Raw genomic sequence first — 17,062 nt, 5'->3', positions numbered from 1 at the left:
CGTTCTGATCAAGGTGATAAGACCGCGTGATGAGGTTGTCTTTATCGCCTCTTCATTCGGAAAGGCGGAAGTCAGGCGGCGTTGGGGCCACGTCTATTCCAGGACAGCAGATCGTTGAGCCGAAGAGGGCGGCGGTTCTCCACCTAGCCGCGGCTATCTTTGTGAAGAGATCATGCCTCGGTAACGTTGGCTTGGAGTTGCTGATCGATCAGGTGGCGGCGGCGCTCGCCATGAGGGCTTACTGCAGCTGAAGAAGGCGATCAGCACTGGGCTGACGTAGGCCCACCAGGTTCAGCCTCGATGGCCCGGTGAGCACCTTTCTCAGCTCAGGGGTCACCAGCCCCTTGAGTCTGCAAACGTGCGCAGAAGATAGGGTTATTACAAACGGGATAATGCGCTGCTATCGCCAACGGAACGTAGGACCAGGCATAGCGATAGTTCGCTATGCCTGGTCCTGTTTTTATCAGCGACCGGCGGTCATAAGGACCATGTCGCCCGGTCAGCTCGAAATATCGGCTTAAAAGCCAGCTCTGAAGCGCACCCCATAGGTTCGCGGTGCTCCGATCATGCCGACCAGCGCATCTTGCAACGATGCCGACACGACGCCGCCCTGATAGACTGGAGTATTGCCGATATTCTTGATGAAACCGGTCACCGAGAAACGATCATTCTCCGATGCCCAAGTCAGTGATGCATCATAAAGTTGATAGGCCTTCGTTCGCGTCAACGCGCTAAAGTTATTCGCGACGAAATACGGAGATGAGAAAGTCATCTGCGCATTGAAGACAAGTTTCCCCAGGCCAGGTAACGGTTGCGTTCGCTCATAGCCGACCCGGCCGGACCATTTGGGTGCGCGGACCAGCGGGTAGCCGCTACAATCACGCGTTGTCTCAGATCCATTGACAATCGTGCCGCAATTCACGGTTGTGTCGGGTGCGCCGGTATAAGTGTAGACGTATCTGTCATATTTGCTGTGAAGATATTCCACCTCTCCAGACAGGACATCGTTTTCACTAATTTGAACGATCGCCGATGCATCAAAGCCATACATGGAGACCTTGCCGGCGTTTTGGGTCACCAGGACATTGCCGATCGGGAGCAAGGCGAGGAAGGATTCCTGCTTGTCCTTATAGTCCCAATAGAAGCCCTCAACGTTTAGCTGCAGTCGATTGTCGAAGAATCGGTTCTTCATTCCGACCTGATAGGAGGTCAGCTTCTCCGGAGCATATGCATTGTCGGGTGCGACGTTGGCATAGAAGCCTCCCGCTTTGAACCCGGTGGAGACCGTGGCATAAAGCATGGAGCGGGGCGCTACGTCATATTCCGCTCCAAGCCGGAAGTTGAACGCTTTGTCGACGCTTTGCCCGTCGACCGATATGCTGCCGGGACTGGATCGCGCAGGGAAAGCCGCGTCTGTTTCCTCGATCGGAAACTGCGGAATCGGTGCGAATATGGGATTGGTGAACCCGCGGACGATCTTCTTTTCCCATGTATATCGGGCACCGGCGATAAGACGAAGGGTGTCCGTCACGGAAGCGTTGGTTTCGCCGAATACGGCCCATGTCCGGTCATCGCGATGCGGGCTGACGCTCACGAGTGCGAACGATCCAAATGCAGGTGCCGGGCTGTAGGGAATTCGGCTCTGATATTGGTCGTCGACGTCCTCCGACGAAGCAAAGCCGCCCACGACCCACTGGATGGGGCTACCTTCGCGCGAGGAGAGCCGCGCTTCGATAGAAAGCTGATCGCTCGTGGATTTCTGATAGGTGGGGACCACCAGGGCCGCGTAATTCAGGCCCTCCAGACGGGCGCCGACATAGCTCGGGATCACCGTCAGCGATCCCCAGTCCATATTATGCTGGAACTGTGCCGACATGCTGTAGATGTCGATGTCCTGGAACGAGTTGTTCTCGACGATCGTCTGATAACCAGGATTCGTTGCGTTGATGCGGGCCTGCGTTCTTGGATCGGTCGGTCCTGCCCAAGGATTGCTGGGGTCGGGCACAGGCGACGTAGACGGGGTGCTGCCAAATCTGCGCGCGATCACGCCACTCGATCCCTTGCCGCCGATATGGGCGTAGAAACCGGTCAGCAGCAGAGAGGTGACGTCGGTCGGCGCGATCAAAACCTGAAGCCGTACAGCCTTGCTCTTATCGTCATTCAAGCCATCGGTGAGATAGCCTTCGCGATCGACGATTTGGCCGGAAAGTCTGACTGCCACCGCGTCGCCGAAAGACGTGTTGATCGCCGCCGTACCCCGTTGATTGCCATAGTTGCCGATTTCAACCTCGGCAAAGCCGCTTGTTTCGAACTTGGGCTTCGCGGTGATCAGATTGATCGCGCCGGATGATGCGTTACGGCCGTACAGTGTGCCCTGAGGGCCTTTCAGAACCTCGACGCGCTCCAGATCGAAGAATGAAGCATTCGCCTCGAAGGATTTAGGATAGTAGATGCCGTCGACATTGATAGCGATGGCCGGATCCGTGGAGGCATTGATTGTGCGGTCGCCAACGCCGCGAATGGATACCTGAAGCTGCGGGCCATTGCGCGCAATGGTGAGGCCGGGAACGAGATCCTGAACCGCTTCCGCGCCCGTTACACCCTGTCGGGCAAGCTGTTCGGCGCCGACCACGGAAATGGCACGAGATTCCTTCTGAAGATTCTCGGCTCGCCGCGACGCGGTGACAATGATATCGGCAATACCGGTCGAAGAGGCGGTATCCTGTGGGCTGGACTGTCCGGCGTCCTGCGCCAGAGCCGGAAGGGATACGCCGCTCAAGAGGAGCGCGAACGCAGCGCCGCCGCGACGTAGCGCCTTTTTTACCTGTAGGCGCGATGTGCCGTAGAATTTTGTCTTCATGATCATCCTCCCCAATGCACCGGGTTCCGTTGTCGCCGAGCAAGTTCTTGCGCTGCCAAGCTGGTTTGGGGGGTAAATGAGCGCCAATGAAAATGCAAGATAGTATAGCACAATCGTGTTACAGTTCATGCTACAACCGCTCGCCCCGTGTAAGCGAGGATGGATCGCCCGAATGTCCGGTACGGCCCGGGCCAGGGCGGATCCGTCGACGGACGCTTGCATCGAAAGAGTTTGACGATGGTTTTTTTGCCGGCAGGATTGTGGCCTTCATGGCCTTTGCGGATTTCACCGATTTCCGCCATCGCTCCTTGTGAGCCGTCACTGCACGGATGTTATGGAAAACGCCGCCGGACCGGGTTACCAGCTCCAGATGGATGATCTGTTTTCCGATCGCTCTGTTCGCGATAGGGCGCTAACGCGAGCCGACATTGAGTGCTTGCTCGCGACCTCGTCACCGTCCCATCTGATCGATTGCGATCTTGAGGATGCTGACCTGAGCGGGCTGGACCTATCGCGCTGGACATTCGAGCGCTGCAACTTGCGGCGAGGCGACTTCACTGGCTCGAGGCTGGAAAGTACGGCCTGGCGATCTTGTCGCGCGGCGCTCGCCCAATTCGTCGGAAGCGATCTGAGCGACGCAACCTTCATCGCAAGCGACCTCAACAATTGCGTTCTACGGCGGTCGATCCTCGCAACCGCGATATTCGAGCGATGCAAACTGACGGGTGCGGACCTTTCGGAAGCGAAAGGGCTCGACGTCCGCTTCGAGGAAAGCTTGTTGATCCACGCCAAGCTGCCGGGCTACTCTTTCCGCAAGAAGGTCTTGAAAAAGATCGACTTCAGCCACGCTGACCTGCGGAAGTGCGATTTTCGGGCCACGATCTTCGAAGAGTGCAGTTTGCGCGAGGCGATCATGACCGGCTCGCGGTTTGAGGGGGCTGATCTGCGCGGCGCTGATCTGGGCGGCTTGCGGCTTGTCGACGCGAATCTGTTTCGCGGCGCCACCATTTCACGCGAGCAGGCGGGTCAGCTCCTGAGCGAGTTGGGACTGAACGTGCGTTGATGCATGCACGTCCCGAAGTGAACGGATGTCGTTCCCGAGGCACCCGCCAGGACGTGCGATTTGTTTCCAACTCAGATCGAACGTTGTGATTCGAGATTGGACGGCTCAGATACCCTTGGCGTTCCGCGACTGGCGAGGTGCAATGCGAACATGATCCAAGCCAGCAGTGCGACGGCACCGGCCGTCCAGAAGAAGCTCGATATAGCTGTGAATGTGAGCGTGAACGAGCCAAGCGCCGCGCCGGCAATCCCGCCGATCTTGCCGGAAAGGGATATGATGCCCACACCGGTCGCGCGGGCATCCGTCGGAAAGGCTTCAGTTGCGGCGGCAAACAGCGCAGTGATCGTTGCGCTCACACCCATGCCCGAAAGCGCGACGAAAGCAAAAAACACCGTAACGCCAGTGCCGACTCTGGGATCGACGAAGGTTGTAACAGCACCGGTCAGGACGAGCGCAAGGGCGGTCCCGAACAGAATATAGCCGACGCCCCGCGCCATCCCGAGCAGGGTTATAGCCAAACCGGCCAGCAAAGTTCCGGCAATGCCTGCGACGCTCCAGGCGGAGATTACGGTACTGGACAATTGTAACGGAAATTGCCTCATGGCCAGGAAAGCAGGCAACCAGCTCAGGACAATGCTCATCGTTACATAGATCGAGAACATCGCCGCGAAGAGTGCGAAAAGCGATAAGGGACGCGCGGCGGTAAAGACAGCCCGGATTGGAGACCTTCGGGATGCTTCCCCGTCGCCTTGCCGAGACGAAGAAAGCGCAATGCCGAGGCTCTGGGCAAGGGCTTTGGCGCGGCTGTGATTGCTCGCCGAGCGCAACAACCAGACGGGAGATTCTATAAGCGCCGCCATCGCGATCAGCCCAATTCCGATCGCCGCGGAGCCGCAGATAACGAACAACATTCGCCAGCCATATGCAGGGATGATCACAGGGGCGAGTAAGCCCGCGAGCGCGATTCCCAGGGGGCTGCTCAGCATGGTCAGGGACACGACTGTGCCGCGTTGGCGGGGACGTGCAGTTTCCACTACAAGCGCCAGCATCGGAGGCAGGCAGATACCAAGACCGAATCCGCTGATGAAGCGCGCGATGATGAGCTGCGGGATTGTTCGGCACAGACCCATCGACGTGGTGAATGTGCTGAACAAAAGCACACCCAGAATGATTGCGCGTTTTCGGCCGATGCGGTCCCCTAGCCAGCCCCCGATCGGAGTGCTCAATGCGGCGCCGAAAAATCCTGCCGTCATCGCAATGCGGAACGCTTCGGCGGGTTCATTCCATTCGCGCGCGATTGTCGAAAGGCTGACGGCGAGCAATTGATAGTCGATGCCGTCGATCACGTTGATCAGCATGACCGTAGCCATCAAACGCACCTGCAAAGCAGTCCATCGACCTCCATCTCCGGAGTCCGATGCATCCATCGAGGCTATTGATGGGACCATGTTTTCTGCCTCTCCTATGCCATCCTGATCGATGCATGCCGTCCTGCGGATGTTTTCCCCGCCAGGCTGCCCTGAAAGCGGGCGCCAGATGCAGGACCTATATCAATCCGGGGCGGCCCGTCTATAATGCAAAATATTATCTGGTATCGTTAGCTGATATGCAGCATCGGTGTCGCCGCTGATGCATCGCGCGAGCGCAAGGAGCCAGCGCGCGCGGCCGGATGCAGACGGTAGACAGCCGAAGCACGCGGGAAGTGCGAACCATGACGAAGCGATGCGAGATGTCGGTTGCGGCTTTCGCGGACGAATTTTATGGGCTTATGGCGAGCTGTGTGCAGACCCGGTAGCACTTATCGCGTGCCAGAAAACGGTGCACGTTAGCGCAGGGAATAAGTGAACAAGGTGTTTCGAATAGCGGTCAGTCTTACCACATTCCGTTACGATTGGCGGCCTCATCCGGGACTGGCTGCTTCAGATCCCAATGCTCGTTGATCCTCCCGACGCCAATCCTGAAGATATCGACATTCGCGGTTTCGCGACCATCGGCGTAGGTGGTCAACCGATGATGCATCACATAATCGCCCTCGGCGATGGTTCGAATCGCCCCCATCTTGGGCATGGCGCTCACACCCTTGCCGAATTCGGCCAGCAGAAAGTCGAGTGCGCCCTGGACGCCATCGCCGACCATGGGGCTGTGCTGACGATAGTCTGGAGAAAGCCACGTCTCTGTAGCGGCGCGAACATCCCCTTTGCGGAGCGCGCCCGCATAGCTGTCGATCACTTTGAGTGAAGCGCTCCGCGATGACGACGGATCGGGTAGGCCGCATGTCGGTTTTGCCAATGTGTTGCCTATCGCGCGGGCACTCGCATAGTCCTCGCCTTTCCCGCACGCCATCCCATTGCGGTGTGCCTGTTGGGCAGGGATGGGCTGGATCACGTCCCAATGCTCGACGATCCGTCCGTCCCTGACGCGCCATATGTCCACGAACACCCGTCCGGAATCCTTTGGGCCTGTGAAAACATGATGATGCAGCGCGAACAGATCACCATCGACCAGGAGGATATTGTTGACGTTCGCCCAGCTGCCCGTATTTCCCGCCAACTTCGCCTTCTCGGCAAAGAATGCCCGATGCGCGACGATGCCGTCGCCGATCTCGGGATTATGCTGAATGAAATTCGGGTCGACGAAGCGGTCATAGGCGCCGCGCATGTCGCCAATCACGAACATTTGTTCCAGAAAGCCATGAGCGACTGCGCGTGTGGATTCGGTCAGATTGCTGGTTGTATGCGCGGACTGGTCCTGAGCCTGAGGGGGAGCGCCAGCCTGCCCGGAGAGCGCCAGCGTCAATGGTAGCAACGCAAGCAAGAGAGGAGATGCCGATACCGTCATGAGTGTCACCCCGCCGATTGCTGATCCAGGCCATATCGCGGCGCCACCTGGTTATGTGGCGGGCTTTTGCCGACCGCCCTGATTGCGGCATGGGCGCGTTCCCATTCCCCAATGTCTGCGAGGCGCGGGATGCAGACGCGTTCGCCTAACTCGAGACTGGCGAGCGAAACCTCGACCAGGACCTCTGGCGACATCACATGCTCCGGCGGGAACATATCGAAAAATTCCGCGTCGCCGCCAAGCTCGGTGCGCGTGAGACCGGGCACCAGCGCCTGGAAGCGCATTCCTTTTTCGCGCAGTTCCGCGTCAAGCACATGGGTCAGTTGGGCGACGTAGGATTTGGTCGCGGCATAGACCGAGGCGCCGGGCATGTAGTCGAAAGCAAAACCCGAGGCGACATTGATGATGGTGCCTCCGCCGCGCTCCACCATTCCGGGAATGGCGGCATGGCTGAGGCGTGTGAGCGCGAGGACGTTCACTGCAATCATCCGCTCGTGCGTATCGCGTTCTTGATCGACAAAATGTGCGATATCGCCAATGCCGGCGTTGTTGACCAGGAGATCGATGTCGTCGCCCTGCTCGATCCGTTCCTCGATGCGATGCAAGTCCGTTGGATCAGCAAGATCGGCCTTCAAAACCTCCACTGACACGCCCGTTTCGCCGCGAAGGCGCTCGGCGAGCGTCTCCAGTCGATCCTGGCGCCGGGCCACCAGGACCAGGTCGCTTCCCTGTCTTGCGAGGTGCGCTGCAAAGGCGGCGCCGATCCCCGATGACGAGCCAGTGACCAGCGCCTTTTTCATTGTGACCATAATTCCTCCCCGAAACGATATTCATGTGATTGGCGCGGTTCTCGTGCCGGCAGCGCAGCAAGGCAACGCACCAACTTTAGTTGACATACCAACAGACCCATTCCTATACAAGCCAAGCTTCCGCCGCTCGCGAGTCAGCCCGCCGGAGAAGCCCCACATCCCTTGTGCAAAGAGTTACCATGGCGATCGAAATGACCGTTTCAAGCCCTCACCAATCCAGCGTTGCATGGCAGGGGCCACTGCTTATCGGGACCGACACAGGCGGCACCTTCACCGACTGTGCCATCGCCGGACCGCATGGATTGGTGATCGGCAAGGCATTGTCGACGCCGGGCAGGCTTTGGCACGGCATCGTGGCGGCGATCGAGGACGCGGCGCGGGATATCGGAGGCCTGGATGATGTATTGGCGCGAACATCGGTGCTGGCGCATGGGACCACCGCGATGCTCAACGCCACGCTCACCGGTGCTGGCGCAACCGTCGGAATCCTGACTACGGCCGGCTTTGAGGATACGCTTTCGATCGGCCGCGTGCACCAGAAGGTCGCCGGTCTTGCCGAGTGGGAGCGGACCGATCTCGCAAAGCTGAACAAATCTGCGCTGTTTCGGGACAAGAATCTGATTGAAGGGATTCGCGAACGGATCGACGCGGCCGGTGATATCGTAAAGCCAGTCGATGTAGAGGAAGTGCGCCTTGCGGCGCAAAGGTTGCGCGATCAGGGTGTGACCGCATTCGCTGTCAATTTTCTCTGGTCGTGCGTCAATCCAGCGAACGAGCAGGCGGCCGCGCGCGTGATCGCCGAGGTGATACCCGGTGCGCGGATCACCTGCTCGTCCGACCTGTCGACCATGGTCGGCGAATATGAGCGGTTCGCGACCTGTGCGCTGAACGCCTATATCGGCGGTATCGCCGATAGCTATCTGGACGCATTGGACGGCGAATTGCGGCGCCGCGGTTTCGCCGGGCGGATCCTGATGACGCGAGCCTGGGGTGATCTCGAACGCGTCGAGCAAGTCGGCCGCAATGCGGTCCCGAGCTTGTTTTCGGGTCCGATCGGCGGAGTTGTGGGCGCGCGGGCGCTGACAACCGATGCGCCCGATGAATTGCCATTGCTGCTCTGCGCCGACCTGGGCGGTACGAGCCTGGACGTCACCGTCATCCATGACGGCAATGTTCAGTGGAACCAGCATCCGGTCATCGAAAGGCTGAACGTCGCGGTCCCGACGTTCGAGATCGCTTCGATCGGGACGGGCGGGGGCTCGATGGCGAGTTTCGATCAGGAACTGGGACTGATCCACGTCGGCCCACGGAGCGCGGGCGGCGATCCGGGGCCCGCCTGCTATCAGCGCGGTGGCGCGGAGCCGACTCTGACCGACGCTGCGTTGGTGGCAGGCTGGCTGCCGCCGAATTCGCGCATGCCCAACGGTATCGCGCTATCGGTTTCGCATGCGCGGGCCGCGCTCGAGCGCGCCATCGCCGGCCCGGCCGGCATGACGGCGAAGTCGGCCGCGGCGGCGGTGTTGCGCATCGCTTCGGCGCAGATGGCGGATCTGATCCGCAAGGCCTGCATCGAGCGGTCGGTCGATCCGCGCCGCGCGGTGCCGCTGGTCTATGGCGGCGCCGGCGCGCAATATGCGGGGGCATTCTGCGGCGAGCTCGGTGTGACCCGTTTCCTGGTGCCGGAGCTCGCCTCGGCCTTTTCTGCCTATGGGATGCTGGGCGCGCGGGAGGGCGGCGTGAAGACGCGTTCGATCCATGCCACGCTTCCCGTCGAGGCGAACTGGCTGAATGACGTCTATCGGCAGATGGAAGAGGAAATGCGGGTCGAGCTGGAACGGGAAGATGGGAAAGGCATTCGATTTGAGCGCTTTGCCGAGTTGCGCTACAACCAACAGGCCAAGGAGTTGCGCATCCCGGTGCATGAGGATGTCGATCTGGGCGCCGCCTTCACGCAAGCCTATGAACGGCGCTATGGCGTCGGCGCATCCGATGCGAACAATCTGATCGAGTTGACGGCTGCGGTGACCCGTGCGGCCCGACCTATCGCGGCCGATAATCCGATGCGCCAACGGGCCGGTGACCGAGATGGGGGCGAGAACGGTCTTGGCCATACTGTTCTGCTGTGGATCGACGGCGTCGAATATGACGCGGAGGTCGCAACATTCGCGGCGGCGCGTGAACCGGCGGGCGTGGCCGGCCCCGCCATTGTCACCGGCAACTATACCTCCGTCGTCATACCACCAGGTTGGACGGCGCGCTGGCGTGGAGATATCAATTTGTTGGAGGTCCGCGATGAACGTCGCAACTGATTTGACGCCCGTGCGCAGCACAAGGACCGGTGCGCTTGTCCGGATCGATCCCGTCACCTTCGAGATCCTCCGGCACCGGCTATGGGTTATCCAGGGCGAACTCGGAACGACGATCAAGGCGATGTCGGGCTCTCCGATTGCGAGCGAAGCAGGGGATTTCAATACCTGTTTGATGGACGCCGAGGGAAACGGCATATTGTCGGGTCTGTATATTTCGGCCCAGGCCGCGGTCACGCCCTGGGTCGTGCGGTCGATCCTGGCCGACTATGGCCGGGACATCGTGCACGAGGGCGACATGTTCCTGTGCAACGATCCCTGGAAGGGGGCGCTCCATCAGAATGACGTGGCCTGTGTGGCGCCGATCTTCATCGACGGCCGGTTGGTCGGCTGGGTCGGATCGGTGATCCATCAGCTTGATGTTGGCGGTCCAGTCCCTGGCGGCTTTGCGATGGGGGCTCGATCCATATTCGAGGAAGCACCCGTCTTTCCACCGGTCCGCATTGTGCGCGGGGGAGTCATGCAAGCTGACGTCGAGGCAGGGTATCTGCGACGCTCGCGCATGCCGCACCTGATGCGGCTCGACCTGCGTGCTCAGATTGCGGCCAACAATATCGCTATCGAGCGGCTGCGCGAGGTCGCCGCTACCTATTCGGTCGATACGCTGACCGACGTGTTGGCGGGCATGATCGAGATGGTGGAGCACAAGCTGCGCCTCCGCCTGCAGGAGATGCCGCATGTCACTTTCCGCGAGACGGTGCTGCTCGACGACGACGGCGTGAACAGCGACAGCATCTATGCGATTGTCATCGACGTCGCGAACGGTCCCGAGGGGCTTGTCCTCGATTTTTCGGCGTCGAGCCCGCAGGCGCCGGCGCTGCTCAACTGCACTCGGACCGCGCTGGACGGGGGCGTGGTCGCCGGCATGCTCGCGGTTCTGTGTCACGACCTTCCCTGGACTCCGGCTGCGGTCGAACGGTGCGTCACCGTCAGGAGCAAGCCCGGCACGGTCTGCGACGCGGTCTGGCCGGCGGGCGTTTCGGGAGGCTCCGTGCTCGCCGCGCGCAGCGTGGCCTATGGCGTCATGGGTGCATTGGGGCGGCTCGCCGCCATGGATGGGGATTGCCCAGAACGCGCATTCGCGGGATTTGCGTCCTATGTTAACCTCGTCCAGCTATTCGGTGCGCGTACGAGCGGTCAGCCCTTCGGCACGATGCTGATGGAAACAGGCCAGGGCCTGGCAGCAAGCGGTGCGCGCGACGGGATGGATTCAGGCGGCCTGCCCGACGGCCCCGGAGCGTCGAGCGGCGACATCGAAACGGCGGAGATGGCGTTCCCGCTGCTTTATCTCTATCGGCGGGAATGTCCCGATACTGGCGGGGCAGGGCGCTTGCGCGGCGGCACGACCGTCTCGTCGGCCTTCCAGATGCGGGGCGGTGCCGGGTCCGTGTTCGCGGTAGGACAGGGTTACGCTTGGCCGATCAGCTTCGGCTTGATGGGCGGCGAACCGGCGCCGCCGCTCAACAATATCCTCGTGCGTGGGATCGGCGAAGCGGATATGGATCAGCTCTATGCGCTGGTGGACCCATTGCAGGCGTTATTCGGCGGCACTGCGCTGTCTCCGCCGTTCAATGAGGAAGCCGAGGTCGCTCTCCCCGGCGGCGGCATCCACCTGACGAGGCTTTCCGCGAAACATCGCGCACAACTGGCGGCCGGTGATGTCTATGCGACCGGCGGTGGCGGGGGATCGGGGTTCGGTGATCCATTGACGCGTCCGGTCGAAGCGGTGGTGCGCGATGTCAGCCAAGGATATGTCTCGGTCGCGGGGGCGCTCAAATCCTATGGCGTAGAAATCCAGCCGGCGGTCGGCGGACCGACCGGAAAGCGTGTCCTGTCGAATTGCGTTTCGGCAGATCGCGAAGAGATTGTCGGCCCTGTTCTGATCGATGGGCGGCGAGCTGTTCGTGTCCGGACGTTCGAAAAAGGCGTTCTTCTCGACGATCGACTGGAACTGCGCGACGGCGGTTGAGCGCTGCTCGAAGGGGAGCGCGGCCGCGCCTTGCTGATCGGATACGGGAGCGATTCCGGGGCAGTACCAGGGGAATGATACGGGCCACCGCGAACACTGATCGCCAGCTGCCGAGAGGAAGGAGAAATGCGGCTATCTCGCAAAGGCGCCGACGCACAAACTATCATGCCGTTTCCGAAGAGCGGCATCAAGATTGCGGTCGCCTTCTTCCGGCCGAAGGCGTCGTCGGCGAACCCGCCGAGGAGTCTTTCAGTGAGACGCCGGGATAGTTGCCGGCCAGGATCAGTCATGTGCTGCGAGAGGCGAGCTGCGACGGGCCTCCTACCGCAAGCCGTACGCGCATCGCTGATACTGACCGACCCATTGTTGAGCGAGGGCTGGCAAATGCACCGGCAGCGTGATCGCCCTGTTCGCCATGCGAACCCCGCTTTTGCGGAGCGCATGGCGTCTGGCGACCCTTTGGTGACGCGGAGGACTGCTATAGTTCAATTCCATCAAGCCAAAGCGGATCGTGGTTATCACACTTCCAGAATAACGCCGGGGGCCGTCACAGTTCGAGCGCGCGCAGAACATCCGCCGCTGCCAGCGGTTGGCCGTTCACGCCAACCAGATCATGCGCTTGCACGATTGCGTCCTTTATTCTCGCCAGCCGCTCGCAATCAGGCGAGCGGCTGCGCTCCGCCTCGGCCAGTGCGACGTCAGCCAGGCGCCACATCTCGTCCAGTTCGGTCTCGCGGTAGATCAACTGCTCGGGGCTTGTCGATCGCTGCAGCCGCTCGATCATCGCCCGGACAGTTATCTGTGAATAGTCGTCCACGTCGTGGATATCGTCGAGGCTCACAAAATTCTCCATCCTTGATGACAATCGATTCCTATATCGATACATTATGCAAAATGGTGTAACAATAGGTGTCTGGAACATACTCTCCGGTGAAGGCAATGCGTTGCTCTTGTGCAGCGGGGTAACGGGGACGTGGTTCGAGGCCTTCCTCAATGAGATTGCGCGAAGGGCATTCAGAGGCTGTTTTTTGAACAATCGAACAGCCTGGAGGATGAGGGCATAATCGTCGCTCGGCAGTCACGACCCCGCTCACCGCTTATAGCGAATATTGTGCGAACTGATGTGCCGTGCATGGACAGCATTTCTATATCAATGTGAGGAGAAGCCGGAATGGAAGATATTTACAGTGTTGGCGAACTCGGTGATCGCGTGGCCATCATCGACCTTTATGCTCGTTATGTTCACGCGACCGACGACAAGGACTATGACGAGCTAGACCGTATCTTTCTTCCCGACACCGTCTTCGACTGGACCTCGGTGGGTCATATAAGAGCGGATTGGGAGCCTACTGTGCGTGCGGAATATATTCGTAACGGACAGTTCTTCATCGAGGATTTTCATCATGCGACCGGCTTTCGGATCAGCTTCAACCAGGACCGAAGCGAAGCCTATGTGAAGTCGAAGATGTTGAACGCGACCACGACCAAGACCGACGACGGCGAAATCGTCGCCAGCCAGGTTCACGGGGGCTATTCAGACACGCTGGTTCGTCATCCGGACGGTTGGAAGATCGTCAGCCGCTTGTGGAATCACAAGTTTATAACGATCGGGCACCAGACTGCAGGTAATTCGGGCGGTCTGCTCGAGAGCGATCGCGCCTGAATGGATCATCCTTCCCAGGCACTGAAACACCTTGTGAGGTAAGCGGATCGTGCCCGGACTGCGCGTTAGTAAGTATACATATTAATTGACGCTGGGCGGCCGTTTGGAATAGGATGTGAGTCGCACTGCATAAAAACGGATAGCCGGAAGAGGATCGCATGATGTATGTTCGCAACTGCTGGTACATGGCGGGATGGTCGAAAGACTTCACCGGCACTGACGTCCAGTCCGTGTCGATCCTCAACGAGCCGCTGGTAATGTACCGTGCGGACAATGGTTCGCTCGTTGCACTGGAGGATCGATGTCCGCACCGGGCCGCGCCCTTGTCGAAAGGGCGTCGCGAAGGAAATGATCTTCGTTGCATGTATCACGGGATCATGTTCGGGCCGGACGGTGCGTGCACTGACCTCCCCGGCCAGCCGGTCATTCCCAAATCCGTCTGTGTGCGCAGTTACAATGTGATCGAGAAGGACGGATGCGCCTGGGTCTGGATGGGAGAGGCCGACCGCCTCGATTTCGCCCTGATCCCGAACTTCATTGGTCCGGACCATCCGGATTGGGCGATAACCCAATCTCAGCTCGATATCGACGCGGAAGGGCAACTCCTGATCGACAACCTGCTCGACGTATCGCACGCGCCCTATGTTCACGAAGCAACATTCGGCGTGAGCGACAAAAAGACTGTGCAAACGTTGATCGAGGGCGAGTTCCACGCGAAGACGACCAAATTGGAGCGTGGCGTCCATATCGAACGCTGGCACGTCGGTCGAAAGAAAAACCCGTTCATCGGCGACATGGCCTCGGATGACCTGGTGATCAACGAGGTGAACGTTCCTGGTGTCTTCACGCTCATGACGAGAAGCTATGCGCCAGGCGTTCAGGACCGCTGCGGTAGCGAAGGCATTCCCGAAGAGGAGCCGATCCTGAGCCGATTCATCGGCCAGATCGTCACTCCGGTGAAGGACGGTCAGTGCAAGTTGTTCTATGCTGTTGGTCCTTGGTCGAAACATGCCCAGCTCAAGGATCGGGTTTTCAAGGTCGCAGGCGAGGCGTTTCGCGAGGATGAGGACATAATCGTCGCCCAGCAGCGGATTATCGATCGCAATCCCAATAGGCCCATGCTGACGCTGGGGATGGATGGACCGCTGGTGCGCTACCTCAACATCGTCAAGCGATTGATTGCCCAGGAGCAAGAAAGGCCGCCTGTCGCGGCCTGAAGCTACCGCCGCCGCCTGTAAGACGCTTGCCGAGTGATCCGATGCCATTGTGTTATAGCGCCGGGCAACCGAACTACCCCGGCGCTATAATGTAATGGTTTGCGTCGATTCAAGCGGTGCCGCTCTATTGGGAGCACTCTCGATGCCGGAACGGATCGAGGCGGTTCATGCGATCCATCTATCTGGCCAGAAAGCTATATTGGAAACTGTCGCCGTTCGACCGGACCTGTCCGGCGCCGTCACCACTGAAATGCGCGGGAAACAGTATGCTCTCCCGGTCGGCGTGGGCCTGGAGCAATCGTAGCCGCGTCGCGCAGGCCTGAGCGGCATCTTCATCGGCGAAAAACGGAATGTCCGGCCGGACGAGTTGCACGGGATGGTGCATACAGTCTCCGGTGAAGACCAGATGGCTACCGCCGCGTTTGGCGTGAACGCATACGCTGCCGGGCGAATGACCGCTTGCATCTTCCAGCCAGATCCCATCATCGATTTCGCGATGAAGGACATGATCGGACTCGACGATGTCGGCGAGGCCGGCCTCGATCACCGGCAGGACGCTGTCGTCATAGGATTCGCGATGTAGCGGCTCATGCTGCTGGGTCACGTAGAAATCCAGATCCTTCCTACTGAAGACATATCGTGCGTTCGGGAATGTGGGGACCCACCGGCCGTTCTCCAGCCGCGTGTTCCAGCCGACATGGTCGGCATGGAGATGTGTACAGGTCACCAGATGGATATCATTGGGGGCAAGGCCGGTCTCCGCCAGACGGTCGAGCCATGGCAGTTCCAGGTTGTCGACGAAGGGAAGGCTTCGGGTCTTATGATTGCCGTTGCAGGCGTCAATCAGGATATTGAGTCCATCGACCCGAACGACATAGCTGCGCACCGCCAGTCGCAACGCTGCGGTCGCCGGGTCCAGCGACAGGGCGTCATCCCAATACCAGGGTTTGAGGCGTTCGAGATCCATGCTCTCGAGCTGCGGCAGCGCCATCGCGACCGGAAGGTCGGCCTCGCTCTCCTTGACCTGCGATACGGCAATTTTCCCGAACTCGAGCTGCTTCATGACCTCTCCATATTTTTATTGCTGTCAATAAGTGTGAAAATCGCGATCGCCGATCCGAGGAGACACACACTCGCCACGATCGCCAGCCCGGCTCCATTGCCGCGATAGAGCAGTCCTGCGATCCATGACGCGACGGCGCCCGCGGCGAAGGTTGTCGCTCCGAACAAGGCCGCTGTGGACCCGCTGCGCAAACCATCGACCGCGAGTCCGCCAGCCATGGTATTGGCCTGGACCGGCGCGATGCTGGCGACAACGATGAAAAGCAGGATTACAAGTGTTGGCAGGCCGCCAGCACCGGTCATTGCGAATGCGAAGAGCAACAGCGCAACGACTATTGCATTTCGTCCCGAACCGCGCAGCACGGCTTCGGGCGAACGGCTCTTTAGCAGGTACCGGTTGAACTGGTTCGCAGCCACCAAGCCAACAGCATTGAGTGCGAACAGGATACTGAAAACCTGAGGCGTGATGCCAAACCCGTCGATCAGAACGGTAGACGAATTGGCGACATAAGAAAAGAACGCCGCGCTATTGAAAGCCGCGGCGAGCAGATATCCCAATAGTTGCTTGTTCACAATGAGCGTCCAGTACGCCATGAACGGATGCTCGCCGCGCGCATTGGCAGCCGTTTCGGCCGAGCGGCTCTCGGATAGAAAGGGGAGGGTGAAGATGAACATCACGAGGCTGAGGCCGGCCATGACAAGGAAGATGATCCGCCAGTCGCCAAAACGGATGAGCATTGCTCCCACCATCGGCGCCAGCACCGGCGCCAGCCCGCCGATCAGCGCCAGGAGCGAGAATAGCCGCGCGGATTCGCGAGAATCGAGCCGATCCCGAACAACTGCTCGTCCCGACACCATCACCGCGCACGCGCCGAGCGCCTGGAGCAGCCGGGTGACCAGGAGCATGGTGAAATTCTGGGTCAACGCGGCCAGCAGAGCCGAGACCGTGAACAGGAGCAGTCCGACAACGATCGTCGGCTTCCTTCCGAATCGGTCCGAGAGCGGCCCCGCGATCAACTGGCCCCCCGCGATGCCGAAGAGGAAGATCGAGACGCTTTGGCCGGCGAGGCGGGCCGATACCGCAAGATCATCGGCCAGCGCCGGCATCGCCGGCAGGTACATATCGATGGCGAGCGGCGCCAGCGCGGTAAAGGCACCCAGGAGAACGATCTGTTTCCGTGTTAGCAAGCGTTCGGCCCTTGGAGATGGTGGTTG

The 17,062-nt window shown here is 59.9% G+C and carries 12 protein-coding genes; 5 read left to right on the top strand and 7 right to left on the bottom strand.

What is annotated here, in order from left to right; translation table 11 throughout:
- Positions 1–517: 517 nt before the first annotated feature.
- Positions 518–2,860 carry a TonB-dependent receptor gene (locus SLG_RS09280; RefSeq protein ID WP_014076203.1) on the bottom strand — a complete coding sequence of 781 codons (2,343 nt, stop codon included), beginning with the start codon at positions 2,858–2,860 and terminating at the stop codon, positions 518–520.
- Positions 2,861–3,230: 370 nt separating this feature from the next.
- Between SLG_RS09280 and SLG_RS09275 the strand changes: the two genes are divergently transcribed.
- Positions 3,231–3,923, top strand: a complete 693-nt coding sequence (locus SLG_RS09275; RefSeq protein ID WP_041391866.1) for a pentapeptide repeat-containing protein — start codon at positions 3,231–3,233, stop codon at positions 3,921–3,923.
- 71 nt (positions 3,924–3,994) lie between these two features.
- On the opposite strand, the gene SLG_RS09270 is transcribed toward SLG_RS09275, so the two are convergent.
- From SLG_RS09270 to SLG_RS09260, 3 genes are all read right to left on the bottom strand, one after another.
- Positions 3,995–5,281 (bottom strand): MFS transporter, encoded by a 1,287-nt coding sequence (locus SLG_RS09270; protein WP_158512705.1) that lies wholly within the window; start codon positions 5,279–5,281, stop codon positions 3,995–3,997.
- Positions 5,282–5,795: 514 nt separating this feature from the next.
- Positions 5,796–6,719, bottom strand: a complete 924-nt coding sequence (locus tag SLG_RS09265; protein WP_158512704.1) for a nuclear transport factor 2 family protein — start codon at positions 6,717–6,719, stop codon at positions 5,796–5,798.
- A 47-nt stretch (positions 6,720–6,766) separates the two neighbouring features.
- A complete protein-coding gene (locus SLG_RS09260) occupies positions 6,767–7,561 on the bottom strand; it encodes an SDR family NAD(P)-dependent oxidoreductase (RefSeq protein ID WP_051003730.1) in 795 nt (264 codons plus the stop codon).
- Between the two features lie 188 nt (positions 7,562–7,749).
- Here SLG_RS09260 and SLG_RS09255 point away from each other — a divergent pair, with 188 nt between their 5' ends.
- Together SLG_RS09255 and SLG_RS09250 are read left to right on the top strand one after the other, a co-directional pair.
- The gene (locus tag SLG_RS09255; RefSeq protein ID WP_014076198.1) at positions 7,750–9,879 is read left to right on the top strand and encodes a hydantoinase/oxoprolinase family protein; all 2,130 of its coding nucleotides are present in this window, start codon (positions 7,750–7,752) and stop codon (positions 9,877–9,879) included.
- Between the two features lie 10 nt (positions 9,880–9,889).
- Positions 9,890–11,905, top strand: coding sequence for a hydantoinase B/oxoprolinase family protein (locus tag SLG_RS09250; RefSeq protein ID WP_014076197.1), 2,016 nt, complete (start codon positions 9,890–9,892; stop codon positions 11,903–11,905).
- Between the two features lie 547 nt (positions 11,906–12,452).
- Here the strand turns inward: SLG_RS09250 and SLG_RS09245 are convergent.
- The gene (locus SLG_RS09245) at positions 12,453–12,746 is read right to left on the bottom strand and encodes a hypothetical protein (protein WP_041393015.1); all 294 of its coding nucleotides are present in this window, start codon (positions 12,744–12,746) and stop codon (positions 12,453–12,455) included.
- A 330-nt stretch (positions 12,747–13,076) separates the two neighbouring features.
- Here SLG_RS09245 and SLG_RS09240 point away from each other — a divergent pair, with 330 nt between their 5' ends.
- Positions 13,077–13,568 (top strand): nuclear transport factor 2 family protein, encoded by a 492-nt coding sequence (locus tag SLG_RS09240; RefSeq protein ID WP_014076195.1) that lies wholly within the window; start codon positions 13,077–13,079, stop codon positions 13,566–13,568.
- 161 nt (positions 13,569–13,729) lie between these two features.
- Positions 13,730–14,785, top strand: coding sequence for an aromatic ring-hydroxylating dioxygenase subunit alpha (locus tag SLG_RS09235; RefSeq protein ID WP_014076194.1), 1,056 nt, complete (start codon positions 13,730–13,732; stop codon positions 14,783–14,785).
- A 178-nt stretch (positions 14,786–14,963) separates the two neighbouring features.
- Here SLG_RS09235 and SLG_RS09230 read toward each other — a convergent pair whose 3' ends face one another.
- Both SLG_RS09230 and SLG_RS09225 read right to left on the bottom strand, forming a co-directional pair.
- Positions 14,964–15,848, bottom strand: coding sequence for an MBL fold metallo-hydrolase (locus SLG_RS09230; RefSeq protein ID WP_014076193.1), 885 nt, complete (start codon positions 15,846–15,848; stop codon positions 14,964–14,966).
- Positions 15,845–17,035 (bottom strand): multidrug effflux MFS transporter, encoded by a 1,191-nt coding sequence (locus tag SLG_RS09225; RefSeq protein WP_014076192.1) that lies wholly within the window; start codon positions 17,033–17,035, stop codon positions 15,845–15,847. Before SLG_RS09225 ends, SLG_RS09230 begins: the two co-directional genes overlap by 4 nt.
- Positions 17,036–17,062 lie beyond the last annotated feature (27 nt).

The sequence above is a fragment of the Sphingobium sp. SYK-6 genome (genome assembly GCF_000283515.1).
In the GTDB taxonomy this organism is placed as follows: domain Bacteria; phylum Pseudomonadota; class Alphaproteobacteria; order Sphingomonadales; family Sphingomonadaceae; genus Sphingobium; species Sphingobium lignivorans.
This window is presented reverse-complemented; position numbering and strand designations above follow the sequence as displayed.